Below are 17,166 nucleotides of genomic sequence, written 5' to 3' on the forward strand. Positions count from 1 at the left end.
CATGGATTACATACAATAATGCATCTTATCCTATCTTATATAAAATAGAATAAACTGAACTATGAAAAAATATACATTATCCGTAGTAGGTATAACGACAATAAAATTTATATAATTGATAAACAGGGGGAGGAGGGTTACAATAAAGTTGTGCAACACCCTCTTGTTGAGAAGATGCCCAATTAAATAGATTCCAATTTACATTTGGAATAATTCCTAAAACTGTAAAAATTAAATGTTGAAAATTGGAATCAAATGAAAAAAAACTATTTTCGTTCGATTTTATTAGAACGTCCTTACAGCAAAAATCTCTTTCAAAAGAAGGATAATCCTTTTTCTCAGAATGTTTTAATTCGTTGGAAAATTTTTTGAAATTAATGGTATAGCCAATATTTTCCCCGTGACACCAATTTTGGTATATGAAGAGATTAAGATTTGCAAATAAAACTAAGCAAATCAAAAGTATAGACTGAATTAATTTCATCAAGTAAAGATAAAAAAATTATTTGGATTGGCCGGTTGAAATTAATTGCATGATATAAAAATCAATGATACTAATGCTTAAAATGACGTATTCCCGTAAATATCATAGGAATATTGTATTCATTACAAGCCTCAATGCTTTCTTTATCACGTATGGAACCTCCGGGCTGAATAATAGCAGTTATACCATTCTTTGCGGCGGTATCTACTACATCTCGAAAGGGAAAGAATGCATCAGAAGCCAAAACCAAATGATCGGTTCTTTTTTCTTTGGCGCGTTCAATTGCTTCTTGAGCCGCCCATATTCTATTAGTTTGTCCCGAACCAATACCCAGGGCTTGGAAATCAGAAGCAACCACAATAGCATTGGATTTGGCATGTTTAACTATTTTTTGAGCAAAAATCAAATCTTCCAATTGTTTTTTGTCAGGAGCTGAATTTGTTACTTGAGTAAAATCAGTAGCTGAAGCATGATCCACGTCCTGAACTAATAAACCGCCATCGACCTTAACGAATTCAACTGAATCCGATACAGGGTTGTTTACTTTTATAACGCGCAAACTTTTTTTAGAAGATAATACTTGTAAAGCTTCACCCGTAAATGATGGAGCAATAACTATTTCCAAAAAAACGGTAATCAACAAACGAGCCGTTTCCTCATCAACTGTTCGATTAAAAGCGATGATCCCCCCAAAAATTGAAATTGGATCACATTCAAATGCTTTTTGATAAGCTTCAACTATAGTATTACCCAGTGCTACTCCACAGGGAGTAGAATGTTTTACCGCACAACAGGAAATTTCTGAAAATTCATTAACAACTTTATATGCCATATCCATATCTCGGAAATTATTAAATGAAAGTTCTTTGCCTTGTAATTGTTCAAAGTCCTTCATAGCTCCGTTTTTGGATTTATCTATATAAAATGCTGCTTTTTGATGGGGATTTTCTCCATACCTTAGATTTTCAACTTTTTCAAAAGAAGTGTTCAAATACTTAGGATAATCATCCTGCAAAAGATATGCGGATATGGCTGCATCATAGGAAGATGTCAGGTTAAACACTTTACCGGCCAATTTTTTTCGTGTAGCTAAAGAAGTATTTCCATCTTTTTTTAACTCTTCTATTACTAAACTATAATCTTCAATTTGAGATATAACCGTTACAAAGTGAAAATTTTTTGCTGCAGATCGTAGCATAGTAGGTCCGCCTATATCAATAAATTCTATCATTTCCTGCTCTGATAATCCTTTATTTAATTTATCGAAAAACGGATATAGGTTCACAATAACCAGATCTATAGTTTTTATATTAAGATCATGAATGGATTGTAAATGTTCTTCTTTTGTTCTGGAAGCCAGTATACCCCCATGAATAGAAGGATGTAACGTTTTAACTCTTCCATCCAATATTTCAGGAAAACCGGTATATTCACTAACTTCGGTGACATTAAGGCCGTTTGATTTAAGATGCTTATAAGTTCCACCGGTTGAAATAATTTCATACCCTTGAGATTGTAAAAAAATTGAAAAATCAATTATATTGGTTTTGTCTGAAACACTTATTAAAGCTCTTTTCATTACTATGATTTTACATTTATTCGGTAATTAAATAAAAGGCTTTTCCTTTTACATCATCATCTACAGATTGAGGGATATCCTGATATTCTTCCCAGTAACTATTTTTAAGTTTAACTCCATTTTCTTTAGCATATTTATCTAAAGTGTAACGGGTTTTAAAAAGGGTATGAACGTTTTCATTTATAGGAGTAGTGATTGCTTTTCCGGCAGGTAGAGTTATCAAGCTCATAACAGAATTAGGAGGGTTTATATTAGATTCCACGGGATAACCTGTATAAAAAATGGTACTTTTAGCCAATGTGTCAAAAGTACTGTAATAAATAATAGGATTTTCAATATCTTTATAAGAATATTTTAAACTATCTGTCAAATAATTTGATATTTCATGTAAAGACTTATACATAGCTTTATAAACTTCCTCGGCATTTGTGGAAGTTTCATTTTTAATGGCTATCATTTGAATTCCTTTAAAATCAATATATTCAGCATCACCTTCGTGGAGTTGTTTATTGGATCGCCCATTCTGTAATAGTATAGAAAGTTTATCAAGACTTTTAATTAAGCTTTCTTCCAATTTATGAGAATATAAATAAGCAAAAATGCGAGTAAAATAAGTAAAATTTTCTGTTGTGAGGTGGATGGTTACATCGGTCACTCCTCCATTTGATTGAAAATCTATATCCTCGATACAAACTACACCGTTTTCAACAAAAATTATTTGAGATTTTATGGTGTTGTTTACTTTGCTTTTTAAAATTTTATATTCTCCTTTACCTATGGAATGGTCCTTAGCATTATTCCAAGTTAAACTGCTTCCTGTACCTTTATAAGGGGCAAAGTAATTTATCCGAGTATTAACAGAATCTTCATTAATTAATAACCCCCAAGAAGCGTAATTTTCAAGATCATTAAATTCCGCAAAGACTTCACTGATTGGATTGTTAAATTCTTTAGTAGCTATAATTTCTATTTTTTTGGGAAGAAAAGATGGCATTATGCATCCGGCAACAATTATCAAAAAAACTAAAAAAAGAAAAATATTAACAATCTTTTTCATGTAAATAAGAAGTTATTAGACGTAAATAATGAATTTAGTGTGAAAACACAAAGCTACAAAAAACATATATACAGACGTATAAAAAGACTATTAATTTTAAAAAGAAAGGACACTGAACTATGCAATGTCCTTACTTTAAGTATTATAAATTATTACAATTATTTATCGGTGCCAGGATTGGTTTCAGGAGCTAAAACAACACCTTCTATTCTTACCGGTAAATTTGGTTTTTTCTTATCATTAGAAGATATGGTAATGGTTCTGCTGAATCTTCCTACATTAGAAGTATTGTAGGTAACCGTAATTTCTCCTTTTTTTCCGGGAGCGATAGGTTCTGTAGTCCATTGAGGTACCGTACATCCGCAAGAAGTGTTTATATTGGAAATAATTAACGGTTTATCTCCCACATTTTGAATTTTTATAATTCTTTTGCCATTAGATCCTTTGTTTACATTCCCATAATCTACCGTATTATTTTCATAATTGGTAATTTTAATTTCCTGAGCATTGCTGAAAATGAATGCTCCCAATAGGAATGCCGAACTTAAAACGAACTTTTTCATGTTTGATATATATTTAACTATTTTTTTAACTATTGAACTTCCCCTTTAATTTTTAAAAGCTTTCTTGAAATTTTAGGATCATTACTGAATACCTCAATTGATTTGGAAAATTTACCAAGATTCTTTGTATTATACTTAACATTTATCTCACCTGATTTACCCGGTAAAATAGGAGTTCTGGTCCATGAGGGTACAGAACAATCACATGAAGATTTAACATTGGAAATAATCAAAGGTTTGTCACCTGTGTTGGTAAATTTGAAAATTTGATTACCGTCAGAATTTTTTTTAATTATTCCATAATCTATTTGATCTTGACTGAATGTTATAGATTGAGCGGAAATGAAACTTCCTAAAAATAGGAGAAAAACTAATATAGCAGTTTTTTTCATACTTGTAAAGATATAAAATTTTAAATTCACTTTAGCTTAATTTTATTTTCAAAAATAATACCATCTAATAATATAATTGGTAATAAAAATGAATTTTTTGAAATCATAAACAGAAGGTCTTATCTAAATTTAGCTCTTTCATAGGGTAGGGGCCATAAGGTGTCTTTTTCTAAAATATGGGCGGCTTCTAAAGCAAAGTATGGATTACGTAACAGCTCTCTACCCAGGAAAATTAAATCAGCTTCGTTATTTTCGAGTATTTCTTCTGCTTGAACAGCTTGAGTTATCAATCCAACCGTTCCGGTTATTATGGCAGAATTATTTTTTATTTTATTGGCAAAAGGCACTTGGTAATTAGGTTTATTGGGTATTTTAGCATGGGGAGTTAAACCACCGGATGAGACATCTAAAACCTCTACACCTAAATTTTTTACTATTTCGGCCAATTCTACAGATTCATCTACACTCCAACCGCCTTCTATCCAATCGGTAGCAGAAATTCTAACCCATAGAGAAATTCTTTTAGGAAGTATTTGTTTAATTGCTTCTATAATTCTAACCAACAATCGAATTCTATTTTGAAAATTACCTCCGTAATCATCTTTCCTTACATTACTAAGAGGAGATAAAAATTCATGAATGAGATATCCATGAGCAGCGTGTATTTCAATAATATCATAACCTGCTTTCACAGCTCTTTCTGCTCCTTCTTTAAAATCATTGATAATGATATTTATTTCATCAATAGATAGTTCTCTTGGTTTTTGTGAATTGCCGTCGAAAGGAACAGGAGAAGGCGCTACTATAGCCCATTTCTTATATCCTTCATCCAGTTTTTCATTAGGAAGCCAAGGAATAGGAGTACTGGCCTTTCGTCCTGCATGAGCTAATTGGATACCCGCTAAACAGTTATTATCGTGAATTGATTGTACAATTTCACTTAATTTAAGAATATGTTCGTCTTTCCAAATACCCAAATCTTTATAGGTAATTCTACCTTGAGGGGAAACGGCAGTGGCCTCTTGAATAATTGCCGCAACTCCTCCCACCGCACGGGTTCCATAGTGTATTAAGTGCCAATTATTGGCAAAACCATCATGAGCAGAGTATTGACACATGGGAGACATTATGATCCTGTTTTTTAGCGTGTTACCTTCTAAAGGTAAAGGTTTAAATAATTTTGACATACTATTTTTAGGTTTTTATTGTTTTTTTAGATAATATATAATAACTATGATGTTGTTTTTAAAATATATACAAATCAAAGTTAATAACTTTACAATGGATACCCCAATTAAAAATAAATTATATTAAAAAATATTATATTTTTGTAATTATAATATTTATAAAAGTATGATAGGATATATCAGAAATTCCTTGACATTAGTGTTAGCTTTTAGCATATCTTTAAGACTCTGTTCTCAATCACTATCATTTTCAGAATCTCAGATTATTATGTATAAAGAAAATAATCTGATTAAAGCAGCCGAGAAGCAAGAAGAAGCCTATCAATTTGACTTAAAATCTTACAAAGGATTACGTTTTCCTCAATTAGACATTTTTGGAGCCGGTATATACCGAGATAAAAAAATTGGAACCAATTTAAATGGTGCCAGATCAGAAGTTGCGGATGCTTTAAATATTTCTGACCCTGAGGAATTAGGAAATTGGGATGTAAATCTCCTCAAAAGAGATATAGCCTTAGGAGGAGTTAAATTTACTTGGCCATTGTTCACAGGAGGAAAAATTAATGCCGCAATTGAAGCTTCAAAATTAAAGGCAGAAATAGGAAATAAAGAGTTAGTAAGTACTAAAAATAAGCTGATTTCGGAATTAGCCGAAAGATATTTTCAAGTTAAACTAGCTGAAGATGCACTTTTAGTAAGAAAACAAGTGTTGGACGGAATGAATCAACATTTGTATAATGCAACTAAAATGGAACAACAAGGGTTGATAGCACCTGTTGAAAAACTTCAAGCAGATGTTGCCGTATCAGAAGCTAATCGACAATATCTTGCCGCTCAAAAAGATGCTGAATTGGCAAGGGTAGCATTGGCAAATACCTTAGGGATAGATCAAGTTAATGAAGAATTAACAACTCCATTTTTTATTGTTCCTTATTTACATCCGTTAGATTATTACCAGGATTTCGCCGTTGAAAATTATCCGGAATTACAAAAGCTTCAACTTCAAGTTGAATTAACCGAACAATCAATTAAATCCAAAAAATCAACCTATTATCCAACCATATCAGCCTTAGGAAATTCAATTTTAATTCATAATAACCCGATAGGAGGTATGAAAAAAAATAGAAAACCCTGGTCTTTGGGAGTGGGAATGACCTATACTATTTTTAACGGTCTGCAATACAAAAATGAAATAAAATCAGCAAAAGCAACCAAAGAAAGTGTATTATATTCTCAAGATAAAGCTAAAAAAGACATTCGGACTCTGATTGAAAAAATATTTCAAGACATACAAAAACAAGAAGAACAAATACAAAACTTAGATGTTCAAATAGTTCAAGCAGAAGAATTACTTCGAGTGAGAGTAAAAGGATTTTCAGAAGGGGTTCAAACCTCAACAGATGTGGTCGATGCTGAAGTTAATTTATCGGGTATAAAGTTGCAAAAAATACAAGCCAGTTATAATTATGTGGTCGATTTAGCATCTTTATTAGAATATAGCGGATTAAGTCAAGATTTTATAAAATATACGAATCAATAATCATTTTATATGAAAAGTAAACTTATAAGTTCCATCATAAGTATCATAATAATTGTAGCCATAATAGGCCTTTCTATATGGTTTATGAATAAGCCGACTCAAGTAACCATTCAAGGTCAAGTAGATGCTACCCAAATTAATGTATCACCTAAAATTGCAGGAAGACTCGAACAGGTACTAATCAAGGAAGGAGACATGGTAAAAGAAGGTGATTTGTTGGCTGTCTTAAGTACACCGGAGTTAGATGCTAAATTAGTACAAGCAGAATCTGCAAAAGCTGCAGCAGAAGCTCAAGATAAAAAAGCCAAAAAAGGAACTCGAACAGAACAAATACAAGGAGCTTACAATCAATGGCAACAAGCAAAAGCATCAGCAGAGCTGGCAGATAAGACTTATGAAAGAATGCAGAATTTATATAACGATAAAGTAATATCTGCGCAAAAAAGAGATGAAGCGTACACTCAAAGTAAGGCTTCCAGAGAATTAGAGAAAGCAGCCTATGCAAATTATAAAATGGCAATAAATGGGTCAAGAAGTGAGGATAAAGAAGCAGCATCTGCACAAGTTAACCAAGCACAAGGAGCAATAGAAGAGGTATTAGCTTATAAAAAAGAAGCTAAAGTACTTTCACCTTCAAATGCCGAAGTATTAAAAATAATTCCGAATAGAGGAGAGGTTGTGAGTGCGGGATATCCAATTGTAAATTTGGTTGATTTAAATGATGTTTGGGTGGTGTTTAACATCAAAGAGAATTTAATGTCAAGTTTTAAAAAAGGTTCCACTTTCGAAGCACAAATTCCCGCGTTAAACAATAAAAAAATTAAATTACAAGTTCGATATATTGCAGCACAAGGAGACTTTGCTACATGGAGTGCTACCAAAACTCAAGGCGATTTTGATATGAAAACCTTTGAGATTAAAGCGTATCCCATGGAAAAAGTGGAAGGCTTAAGACCCGGTATGAGTGCATTAGTTGATGAAAAATCATTGAAAAAAGATTAATGCAAAAAGGCTTTTTTTCCATATTTTTAAATGAGGTTCAAAGGCTTTTAACCAGTCCAAGATTAATGTTTTTGGCTGTAATTTTGCCTTGTGGATTGTTTTTATATTATGCTAGTCTTTTGCAGGAAGGAGTACCTCGAAAATTTCCCGTTGTTTTATTAGATCAAGACAAATCGAATACATCCAGAGAATTGGGAAGGATGCTCAATGCTACATCTTCTATGGATATCGTGGCTGAAGTGGAGAATCAACAAGATGGGGAAAAAATGATTCGAACGGATAAGGCTTTTGCCTTAATAATTATTCCGGCAAATTTTGAAAATGATATTTATAGAAACATCGATACTCAGGTAGCTTGTTATTACAATAATAACTATCTCTTAGCCGGAGGATTGATTAATAAAGCCTTTCAATCAACGGTAGGATCTTTTGCTGCCGGAGCTCACATCAGTGGCTTAACACAAAAAGGACTTACTCAAAAACAAGCTTTAGCAGCTACATCTCCCATAAATTCAAAACAACATATACTGTTTAATCCTTACACAAACTATTCCTATTATCTTACTATTGCTTTAATGCCTATGGCCTTGCAAATAATAGTGATGGTAGTATCAATCTATGTGTTAGGATCAGTACTGAAAGACCGAAAAGGTAGAGAACTATATGTAAAAAGTAGAGGAAATGTATGGGTTTCATTTTGGGCCAAAACTTTACCGTATACCCTTTTGTTTTCTTTAATCGGTTTTTTTATGAATAGTTTATTGTACTATAAAATAGGAATTCCTTTAAGAGGTAATTTTCTTATTGTGAATATTTATTTTATAGTATTCGTAATCGTTTGTCAGTTATTTGGATTATTTTACGTCAGCTTTAATAAAGATTTGCGTTCGGCCTTGACCCTAGGCGGTTCCTATTCAGCCATAGCATTTTCGTTTACCGGATATACTTTTCCTAAGGAAGGATTACCGGATGTGATACAATATTTGAGTTATACGTTTCCATTTACTTCTTATTTGCGGTTTATTATTGATTATGCCGTCAGAGGAATTGCGATAGGTAGCCTTAACTTCGGTTATATAATAGCTTTTATGATATTTTGTTTGATAGGATTTGCGTCCATGCCCGGCTATAATAGATTATTAAAAAAAGGAGGATATTATGTTTAAAGATCTAGTAGAATATATATCGGTAATAGGCAAAACATTTGTAAAAGAAATTCGTCTTATATTTTCAGATGCAGCCGTAAAATCATCCTATCTTATTAGTCCCATAATAGTTGGCTTTTTATATTCATATATTTATTCTAATGAAATAGTTACTAAAATACCTATAGCTGTTGTAGACCAGGACCAGTCACAGATGACTCATACCATTACACGAATGTTAAATTCATCTCAACAGGTAAAAATAGATCATTCTGCTACCAGCTTATTAGAAGCTGAAAATCTTTTTAATTTAGGAAAGGTTAAAGGTATTATTCTTTTACCTAAAGATTTTACCAGAAAAATACAAAGAGGGGAAGTACCTTCTATTTCTGTATATTGTGATGCATCATACATGCTTTATTACAAACAGTTTTTAACTTCTGTAACCGCTTCTATAGGAACTTATAGTGCTCAAATTGAAGTTAATAAATTGATGGCGGGTGGAACGCCTCAAAAACAAGCAGTTGCCTCAAGAAGACCTATTGATACGGTATCTGTTCCGTTATTTAACATAGATTCGGGATATGCAACTTTTGTTATGCCGGTTGTATTTTTAATTGCCATACAAACGCTGCAAATTTCTGCTATGGGAGTTTTGGGAGGAACACAAAGAGAACGAAAATCATATACAAAATTATACCCTTTTATTAAAAAGCCGTTGGGTACTATTCCGGTATTGTTGGGTAGATCAGGTGCTTATTTGTTAATATCAATGATCTTGATGGTAATACAAGTAGGATTGGTTATGGGACTTTTTAAATTTCCACAACGGGGTAATCCATTTGAGGTATTTGTATTTTTAATTCCCTTTATCTTCTCCGTTACATTTTTAGGAATATTTTTGATGAATTTTTTTAAAAAACGAGAAGATGCCATTATGATCGTCACTATATTTTCCATTCCCTCATTATTTTTATGCGGGGTATCTTGGCCTACACTGGCATTTCCTGAATGGATAAAAGTAATATCCTATATATTTCCGACAACGTTAGCCGTAAAAGGCTTTTTAGAAATAACCCAATCGGGAGCTTCACTTATAGAAATAAAAGAACTGTGGTTGCAAATGTGGATCATGTGTCTGGTTTATTTCGTAATTGCTGCGTTAACATTAAAAAGATTAGCTTATGTGAATTTAAGCAAATAAGATAAAAATAAGCCACTTTAGAACATAATACTCAAATTAAGAAGGGATCTGTTATTTTAATATTCTGATAATTTGCCATAAATTTTAATTTTTTAATAATTACATTTTTTCGACTAGTGAGTTATATCATATATAAGAGAAAAAAATATGTAGATTTATATTGTTAGATTTGTATATACAAAAAAAAAGAAATTAATTTATTTTAAATTATGGAAAACTTAATAAAATCACTAGAGAAACATGGAATCTCAGGTATTAAAGAAATTGTTCACAATCCAACCTATGAACAACTATATCAAGCGGAAATGGATCCTAAAAATGAGGGGTATGAAAAAGGAGAATTAACTACTTCAGGAGCCGTAGCCGTAAAAACAGGAGTTTTCACCGGACGTTCGCCAAAAGACCGATATATTGTAAAAGATTCAGTAACCGAAAATACTATATGGTGGGATGGTAAAATTAATGTACCAACAACTCCACAAACTTTCGATAATCTAAAAGGTTTAGTAGCTAAACAACTTTCTAATAAAAAATTGTACGTGGTTGATACTTATTGTGGAACCAATAAAGATACAAGAATGAAAGTCAGATTTGTTATGGAAGTAGCATGGCAGGCACATTTTGTTACCAATATGTTTATACGTCCATCTCAATACGAACTTGAACACTATGGAGAGCCTGATTTCTTTATTATGAACGGATCTAAGGTTACCAATCCAAACTGGAAAGAACAAGGGTTGAATTCAGAAAACTTTGTTATGTTTAATCTTACCCAAAAAGTTCAAATTATTGGAGGAACTTGGTATGGAGGAGAAATGAAAAAAGGTATGTTCTCCATGATGAATTACTATTTACCTTTAAAAGGAATGGCCTCTATGCACTGTTCAGCAAACGTTGGAGAAGCCGGAGATGTAGCCATTTACTTTGGTTTATCAGGTACAGGAAAAACTACTCTATCTGCTGATCCGAAACGTTATCTAATCGGTGATGATGAACACGGATGGGATGATAACGGAGTATTTAACTATGAAGGAGGTTGCTATGCAAAAGTAATTGACCTTTCCGAGGAAAAAGAACCGGATATTTGGAGAGCTATCAGACGAGATGCTTTATTAGAAAATGTTGTTGTAAAATCAAATGGAGAAGTAGATTTTAAAGATAAATCTATTACAGAAAATACCCGTGTTTCTTATCCTATTTACTATATTAATAAGATTGTTCTTCCATCTAAAGCAGGACATGCTAAAAAAATAATTTATTTATCTGCAGATGCCTTTGGAGTATTGCCTCCGGTTTCCATTTTAGATGAAGAACAAGCACAATATCACTTCCTATGTGGGTATACTTCCAAATTAGCAGGAACTGAAAGAGGAATTACAGAACCTCTACCATCTTTCTCACCGGCTTTTGGTGAAGCATTCCTTTCGTTACACCCAACCATGTATTCAAAAACATTGGTTTCTAAAATGAAAAAACATGGAGCTAAAGCATATTTAGTAAATACCGGATGGAACGGAACTGGAAAACGTATATCTTTAAAAGATACTCGTGCAATAGTAGATGCCATAATCGATGGATCTATTGAGAAAGCAGCTACTAACAAAATTCCATATTTAAATCTTACTTTCCCTACTAAATTGCCAAACGTATCCGATATATTAGACCCAAGAACTACCTATTCTAATGTATCAGAATGGGAAACAAAAGCTAAAGACTTAGCAGCTAAATATATTGCAAACTTTAAGCAATATACGGATACTGAAGAAGGTAAAAAATTAGTAGCAGCAGGACCGAAATTATAAATAACAAACATAATCACATTATTAAATTCTCTGATTAGTTAAAATCAGAGAATTTTTTTTGAATTAAAATTGTTAACACTATAAATTGAAAAACTTTGAAATTTGATTTACCATCAAAATCACTATATAGAAATTTAATGAATAATTCCTAACTTTGACTTCGTATGAAAGATTTATTTGCAGATTTAAACGAAGTTCAAAAACAGGCAGTTAGTACAACAGAAGGCCCCTTAATGATTATAGCAGGTGCAGGTTCAGGAAAGACCAGGGTTTTAACTTACAGGATTGCCCATTTAATAGATAAAGGAGTAGATTCCTTTAATATTCTTGCGCTTACATTTACGAATAAAGCAGCACGAGAAATGAAAGAAAGAATAGCTGCATTGATTGGAGGAACTGAAGCTAAAAATTTATGGATGGGAACATTTCATTCCGTTTTTGCGAGAATTTTACGTGCAGAAGCAAATAAATTAGGGTTTCCTTCTAATTTTACTATTTATGATCAACAGGATTGTCTTAATGTTATAAAAAAAATAATAAATGAACTACAGCTTGATACTGATATATATAAACCCAAACAGGTTTTAGGACGCATATCAAGTTACAAAAATAATTTAATCACGGTTCGGGCATATTTTAATAACCCTGAATTAATTGAAGCAGATACTGCCGCTATGCGACCAAAAATTGGTCACATATATCAAGCCTATGTAGATCGTTGTTTCAAATCGGGAGCGATGGATTTTGATGACCTTTTGCTTCGAACCAATGAATTGCTTACCCGTTTTCCGGAATCCTTAGCCAAATACCAAGACCGTTTTCGCTATATTATGGTGGATGAGTATCAAGATACGAATCATTCTCAATATTTAATTGTAAAAGCACTCGCATCCAGATTTGAAAATATATGTGTAGTTGGAGATGATGCGCAATCTATATATGCATTTAGGGGAGCAAATATTAGAAATATCCTAAATTTCAAAAAAGATTATCCGGATGCCAAAATAATTCCTCTGGAACAAAATTATCGATCCACACAAATTATTGTGGAAGCAGCGAATGAGGTGATTGCTAAAAATAGGGATCAACTTGAAAAAAATGTATGGACGCAAAACCCTTCAGGAGATAAAATTCCTGTTTATAGAGCTCTTTCGGATGCAGATGAAGCAAATTATGTAGCATCAGAGATATTTTCATTAAAAATGTCTCAACAGAAAAAAAATAAAAATTTTGCCGTACTTTATCGCACCAATGCCCAATCAAGAGCTATAGAAGAAGCCTTACGAAAGAAAAATATATCTTATAAAGTATTTGGAGGGCTTTCCTTCTATCAAAGAAAAGAAATTAAGGATCTCTTAGCCTATTTAAGAATATTAGTGAATCCAAAAGATCAGGAGGCCCTATTAAGAATTATAAATTATCCTGCCAGAGGTATAGGAGATACAACTGTCAATAAGCTAATTGTAGGAGCAGATCAGCAGCAAAAGTCTTTGGATGAAATTCTGGAACAGATTGAGTTTTTAGGAAATTCTTTAGGTTTAAACAAACCAACCATTGATAAATTAGTCAACTTTTGGACTATGATTAAAAGTTTTCAGGTTTTACTGAAGACGGAAGACGTATATGAAGTTGCCATGAAAGTTGCCGTTACCTCAGGAATTCTAAAAACATTAAAAGAAGACGACACACCTGAAGGAATTTCAAGAGTAGAAAATATACAAGAATTATTAAACAGTTTACAAGGATTTGTAGATGAACAAAGACAGCTGGATGAAGGAGATCCTAGTTTAAATTTTTTCCTGGAAAATATAGCTTTAGCTTCAGATTTAGATTCAGGTGAAGAAGATGATGATAAAGTTTCATTAATGACGATCCATCTAGCCAAAGGGTTGGAATTTCCGGTGGTTTTTATAGTTGGTTTAGAAGAAAATTTATTTCCTTCTCAAATGTCATTAAACACCCGTCAGGAATTAGAAGAAGAAAGAAGATTATTTTATGTAGCATTAACCAGAGCTGAAGAAAAAGCCTATTTCACGTACGCTACCACACGTTTCAGATGGGGTAAAATAGTGGATGGAGAGCCGAGTAGATTTTTGGAAGAAATCAGTGAAAAGCATTTGGAAGTTTTAAATATCAGTTTTACGAATTCGATAAGAAATAATTCGGGGTTGAACTCGGATATCTTTGCCGATGATTTCGTACCTAGATATCCTAAAGGACCCAATCCTGTTTATCAGAAGTCGAAAGATCCGATTAAATCACCACAAAATTTAAAGCCCATATCTAATGCAAAATTAGCAAATCCGGTAGGTGGTTCGGTAGCCAATTTAAAGATAGGAGATCATGTCTTGCATGACCGTTTCGGAAAAGGTACTGTAGTATCAATTGAAGGAGATCCCGAAAATGCCAAAGCACTTATAAATTTTGAAAATGAGGGAGATAAAAAATTATTGTTAAAATTTGCTAAACTCAAGGTTTTAGAATAAATAACTATTTTCAAAAATATATTTAATCTTTTTGCAAAAAAAATCACACCATAAAGAAAGAAAAATTAATAATAATATGTAGTTAAAGAAAACGGTTGATAAAACCGTTTTTTTTTGTTTAATCGTTTTGAATTATTTTCACTCTATTTAAAGTTGCGGATTTCAATAAAATATCTATGAATGTTGACTTACCTAATTTTAAAATTTAATATCTAAATAATTCAAATTACCTATTCTTATGCCTTTATAAAATATTAAAAATGAAATATCCTAATATAAAAATGGGTAAGATTGTAAAAATTATTTTTTTAATTTTTAAAGGAAATTGAAAAATTGATTAATTTAAACGTTAAAATTTTATATTACTAACAAAAATCATATAATTTTTACTAATTACTATAATATCATGTTTTATTATTATAATCAATATAATATTTGTTATATGTGTTTTAATATGTTAATTATACTGTTAATATTTTTTTATATACACAATGTTAAAATTTAAAAGTGAAAATAATATTGGATAATAATTTGTAATTTGGCATAGTAATAGCTATATTGCATATAAATATTATAATATGAGGAATATTTATACTATATTAAAATCAATCAATTGATTTGATGTAAAGGTTTATTAAACACTCAAAAAAAACTTTATTAACACTTAAAGAGCAATTCAAATGAGCAACGAGAAGTTGACTACTACTGCTGGAAATCCGATAGCTAATAATCAAAAATCATTGACGGCAGGCTTAAGAGGTCCGGTTCTAATACAAGATTATCAACTAATTGAAAAATTAGCCAATCAAAATAGAGAACGTATACCGGAGCGAGTAGTTCACGCTAAAGGTTGGGGGGCTTTCGGGACCTTTACGGTGACTCATGACATTACCCGCTACACACGGGCAAAAATCTTTTCAGAAATCGGGAAAAAGACCAGAATGTTGGCACGTTTTTCTGTGGTTGCAGGTGAATCAGGAGCATCAGACTTAGATAGGGATGTTAGAGGTTTCGCACTGAAATTTTATACAGAAGAAGGAAATTGGGATATGGTTGGAAATAACACACCGGTATTCTTTATTAGAGACGGTTATAAATTTCCTGATTTTATACACACACAAAAAAGACACCCTAAAACAAATTTAAGATCAAGTGAAGCCATGTGGGACTTCTGGTCATTAACTCCGGAAAGCTTACATCAAGTTACCATATTAATGTCAGACCGAGGTATACCTAAAAGCCCGATGCATATGCATGGATTCAGTTCACATACTTTTTCGTTTTGGAATAATAATGGAGAACGTTTTTGGTTTAAACTTCATTTCAAAACTCAACAAGAGATACAAAACTTAACCAATCAAGAAGCACAAGATATTACCGGTAAAACCAGAGAATATTATCAAGAACAATTATTCGGGGCAATCGAAAAAGGAGACTTTCCCAGATGGACCGTTTATGCTCAAATCATGCCGGAAGAAGATGCCTTAAAAACTCCTTATAATCCTTTTGATTTAACAAAAGTATGGCCTCATTCAGACTATCCTTTAATTGAAATTGGAGTTATGGAATTAAATGAAAATCCGAGCAATTATTTTCAATACATTGAAAATGCAGCATTTTCACCATCTAATATAGTTCCCGGAATATCCTTTTCACCGGACAAAGTTTTACAAGCCAGAATTTTCTCTTATGCTGATGCGCACCGTTATAGATTAGGAACTCATTATGAGTTTTTACCGGCAAATCATCCTTTATCAGAGAACAATCCCTATTATAAAGACGGACAAATGCGTTTTTTTGAAAATTTAAACGAAAATCCGGATGCCTATTATGAGCCAAATTCTAAAAATGGACCGGTTGAAGATCGCTCGTTTCAAGAACCGCCTTATAAAATACATGGTGATATAAATCGTTACGAAGAAAATGATACTTATGGTGATTTTAAGCAACCCGGAGATTTATTTAGATTGTTTACGGATGAAGAAAAACAGAGGCTTTTTAACAATATCAAAGATGCTATGCAAGGAGTATCCAGAGAAATAATTGAGAGACAATTGAAATTATTTGATCAAGCAGATCCTGAATACGGAAATGGTGTTAGAAAAGCACTTGGAATTTAAAAATACACTAAAAATTAATATTCACTAATAAACTTTTACTCTGCCGAAATACTATTCGGCAGATTTTTTTTAATATTTTTTATATGGGAAATCCAGAAGTATTATTTCAAGCAATAAGAGATAACAATTTAGATCTTGTAACTGAAATTTTGAAAAAAGATTTATCTCTATTAACCTATAAAGACAGACGCGGTTATAATCCTTTACTTTTAGCTACTTATTATGGTCATGAGGAAATCGTTGATTATTTATTGGAATTTGATTCTAGGGTAGATGAAAAAGATGCTTCGGGTAATACCGCATTAATGGGAGTATGTTTTAAGGGGTTTGATACCATTGCAGATAAATTAATAAATGCAGGCGCAAACGTTAATGAAACTAATTATAGCGGAGCTACTGCATTAATGTATGCGGCATCGTTTAATCGGCCTTCTATAGTTAAATTATTATTAGAAAGTGGGGCAGATCCATCGATCGCAGATTTAAGAGGAAATACTCCGGCCATTCATGCAAAAATTCAAGGTTTAAAAGAAATATCCGCTTTATTGGAAAAGATATATTAACTTTATAAATTCAATATATTTATTTTTACTTGTATATCGTTA

At 32.1% G+C, this 17,166-nt stretch carries 14 protein-coding genes; 8 read left to right on the plus strand and 6 right to left on the minus strand.

Annotated elements, in window-relative coordinates; genetic code table 11:
- Positions 1 to 76 precede the first annotated feature (76 nt).
- The 6 genes from J3U20_RS05885 to J3U20_RS05910 form a co-directional block, all read right to left on the minus strand.
- Complete coding sequence (locus J3U20_RS05885) at positions 77 to 484, minus strand: HYC_CC_PP family protein (protein WP_160542017.1); 408 nt, start codon at positions 482 to 484, stop codon at positions 77 to 79.
- 70 nt (positions 485 to 554) lie between these two features.
- Positions 555 to 2,063: a bifunctional phosphoribosylaminoimidazolecarboxamide formyltransferase/IMP cyclohydrolase gene (gene purH / locus J3U20_RS05890; RefSeq protein WP_160542018.1), complete on the minus strand. Its 1,509-nt coding sequence runs from the start codon at positions 2,061 to 2,063 to the stop codon at positions 555 to 557.
- A gap of 16 nt (positions 2,064 to 2,079) precedes the next feature.
- Positions 2,080 to 3,120, minus strand: a complete 1,041-nt coding sequence (locus J3U20_RS05895; protein WP_160542019.1) for a hypothetical protein — start codon at positions 3,118 to 3,120, stop codon at positions 2,080 to 2,082.
- A 158-nt stretch (positions 3,121 to 3,278) separates the two neighbouring features.
- Positions 3,279 to 3,683: a DUF1573 domain-containing protein gene (locus tag J3U20_RS05900; protein ID WP_160542020.1), complete on the minus strand. Its 405-nt coding sequence runs from the start codon at positions 3,681 to 3,683 to the stop codon at positions 3,279 to 3,281.
- 29 nt (positions 3,684 to 3,712) lie between these two features.
- A complete protein-coding gene (locus J3U20_RS05905) occupies positions 3,713 to 4,075 on the minus strand; it encodes a DUF1573 domain-containing protein (protein WP_105297941.1) in 363 nt (120 codons plus the stop codon).
- A gap of 119 nt (positions 4,076 to 4,194) precedes the next feature.
- A complete protein-coding gene (locus J3U20_RS05910) occupies positions 4,195 to 5,262 on the minus strand; it encodes an NADH:flavin oxidoreductase/NADH oxidase (RefSeq protein WP_160542021.1) in 1,068 nt (355 codons plus the stop codon).
- Between the two features lie 166 nt (positions 5,263 to 5,428).
- Here J3U20_RS05910 and J3U20_RS05915 point away from each other — a divergent pair, with 166 nt between their 5' ends.
- The 8 genes from J3U20_RS05915 to J3U20_RS05950 all read left to right on the plus strand — a co-directional run bounded on the left by J3U20_RS05915 (position 5,429) and on the right by J3U20_RS05950 (position 17,124).
- Positions 5,429 to 6,802: a TolC family protein gene (locus tag J3U20_RS05915; RefSeq protein ID WP_160542022.1), complete on the plus strand. Its 1,374-nt coding sequence runs from the start codon at positions 5,429 to 5,431 to the stop codon at positions 6,800 to 6,802.
- Between the two features lie 9 nt (positions 6,803 to 6,811).
- Entirely contained in the window at positions 6,812 to 7,804 is a 993-nt protein-coding gene (locus tag J3U20_RS05920) for an HlyD family secretion protein (protein WP_160542023.1), read from the plus strand.
- Complete coding sequence (locus J3U20_RS05925) at positions 7,804 to 8,970, plus strand: ABC transporter permease (RefSeq protein WP_160542024.1); 1,167 nt, start codon at positions 7,804 to 7,806, stop codon at positions 8,968 to 8,970. The genes J3U20_RS05920 and J3U20_RS05925 overlap by 1 nt, the downstream gene beginning before the upstream one ends.
- Entirely contained in the window at positions 8,963 to 10,153 is a 1,191-nt protein-coding gene (locus tag J3U20_RS05930; protein ID WP_160542025.1) for an ABC transporter permease, read from the plus strand. Before J3U20_RS05925 ends, J3U20_RS05930 begins: the two co-directional genes overlap by 8 nt.
- Before the next feature lie 209 nt (positions 10,154 to 10,362).
- Positions 10,363 to 11,955: a phosphoenolpyruvate carboxykinase (ATP) gene (gene pckA / locus J3U20_RS05935; RefSeq protein WP_160542026.1), complete on the plus strand. Its 1,593-nt coding sequence runs from the start codon at positions 10,363 to 10,365 to the stop codon at positions 11,953 to 11,955.
- Between the two features lie 164 nt (positions 11,956 to 12,119).
- Entirely contained in the window at positions 12,120 to 14,441 is a 2,322-nt protein-coding gene (locus J3U20_RS05940) for an ATP-dependent helicase (protein ID WP_160542027.1), read from the plus strand.
- A gap of 680 nt (positions 14,442 to 15,121) precedes the next feature.
- Complete coding sequence (locus tag J3U20_RS05945; protein ID WP_160542028.1) at positions 15,122 to 16,561, plus strand: catalase; 1,440 nt, start codon at positions 15,122 to 15,124, stop codon at positions 16,559 to 16,561.
- Between the two features lie 83 nt (positions 16,562 to 16,644).
- Complete coding sequence (locus J3U20_RS05950) at positions 16,645 to 17,124, plus strand: ankyrin repeat domain-containing protein (RefSeq protein ID WP_160542029.1); 480 nt, start codon at positions 16,645 to 16,647, stop codon at positions 17,122 to 17,124.
- The last annotated feature ends 42 nt before the right edge of the window (positions 17,125 to 17,166 follow it).

Origin of the sequence: Apibacter sp. B3919, assembly GCF_026537405.1 — a bacterium.
Taxonomy (GTDB): Bacteria; Bacteroidota; Bacteroidia; order Flavobacteriales; family Weeksellaceae; genus Apibacter.

Coding starts and splice junctions, on each gene's coding strand:
- J3U20_RS05945 (WP_160542028.1), top strand. CDS start 15,122: ATGAGCAACGAGAAGTTGACTACTACTGCTGGAAATCCGATAGCTAAT.
- J3U20_RS05915 (WP_160542022.1), top strand. CDS start 5,429: ATGATAGGATATATCAGAAATTCCTTGACATTAGTGTTAGCTTTTAGC.
- J3U20_RS05885 (WP_160542017.1), bottom strand. CDS start 484: ATGAAATTAATTCAGTCTATACTTTTGATTTGCTTAGTTTTATTTGCA.
- J3U20_RS05925 (WP_160542024.1), top strand. CDS start 7,804: ATGCAAAAAGGCTTTTTTTCCATATTTTTAAATGAGGTTCAAAGGCTT.
- J3U20_RS05950 (WP_160542029.1), top strand. CDS start 16,645: ATGGGAAATCCAGAAGTATTATTTCAAGCAATAAGAGATAACAATTTA.
- J3U20_RS05930 (WP_160542025.1), top strand. CDS start 8,963: ATGTTTAAAGATCTAGTAGAATATATATCGGTAATAGGCAAAACATTT.
- J3U20_RS05940 (WP_160542027.1), top strand. CDS start 12,120: ATGAAAGATTTATTTGCAGATTTAAACGAAGTTCAAAAACAGGCAGTT.
- purH (WP_160542018.1), bottom strand. CDS start 2,063: ATGAAAAGAGCTTTAATAAGTGTTTCAGACAAAACCAATATAATTGAT.
- J3U20_RS05905 (WP_105297941.1), bottom strand. CDS start 4,075: ATGAAAAAAACTGCTATATTAGTTTTTCTCCTATTTTTAGGAAGTTTC.
- J3U20_RS05900 (WP_160542020.1), bottom strand. CDS start 3,683: ATGAAAAAGTTCGTTTTAAGTTCGGCATTCCTATTGGGAGCATTCATT.
- pckA (WP_160542026.1), top strand. CDS start 10,363: ATGGAAAACTTAATAAAATCACTAGAGAAACATGGAATCTCAGGTATT.
- J3U20_RS05910 (WP_160542021.1), bottom strand. CDS start 5,262: ATGTCAAAATTATTTAAACCTTTACCTTTAGAAGGTAACACGCTAAAA.
- J3U20_RS05895 (WP_160542019.1), bottom strand. CDS start 3,120: ATGAAAAAGATTGTTAATATTTTTCTTTTTTTAGTTTTTTTGATAATT.
- J3U20_RS05920 (WP_160542023.1), top strand. CDS start 6,812: ATGAAAAGTAAACTTATAAGTTCCATCATAAGTATCATAATAATTGTA.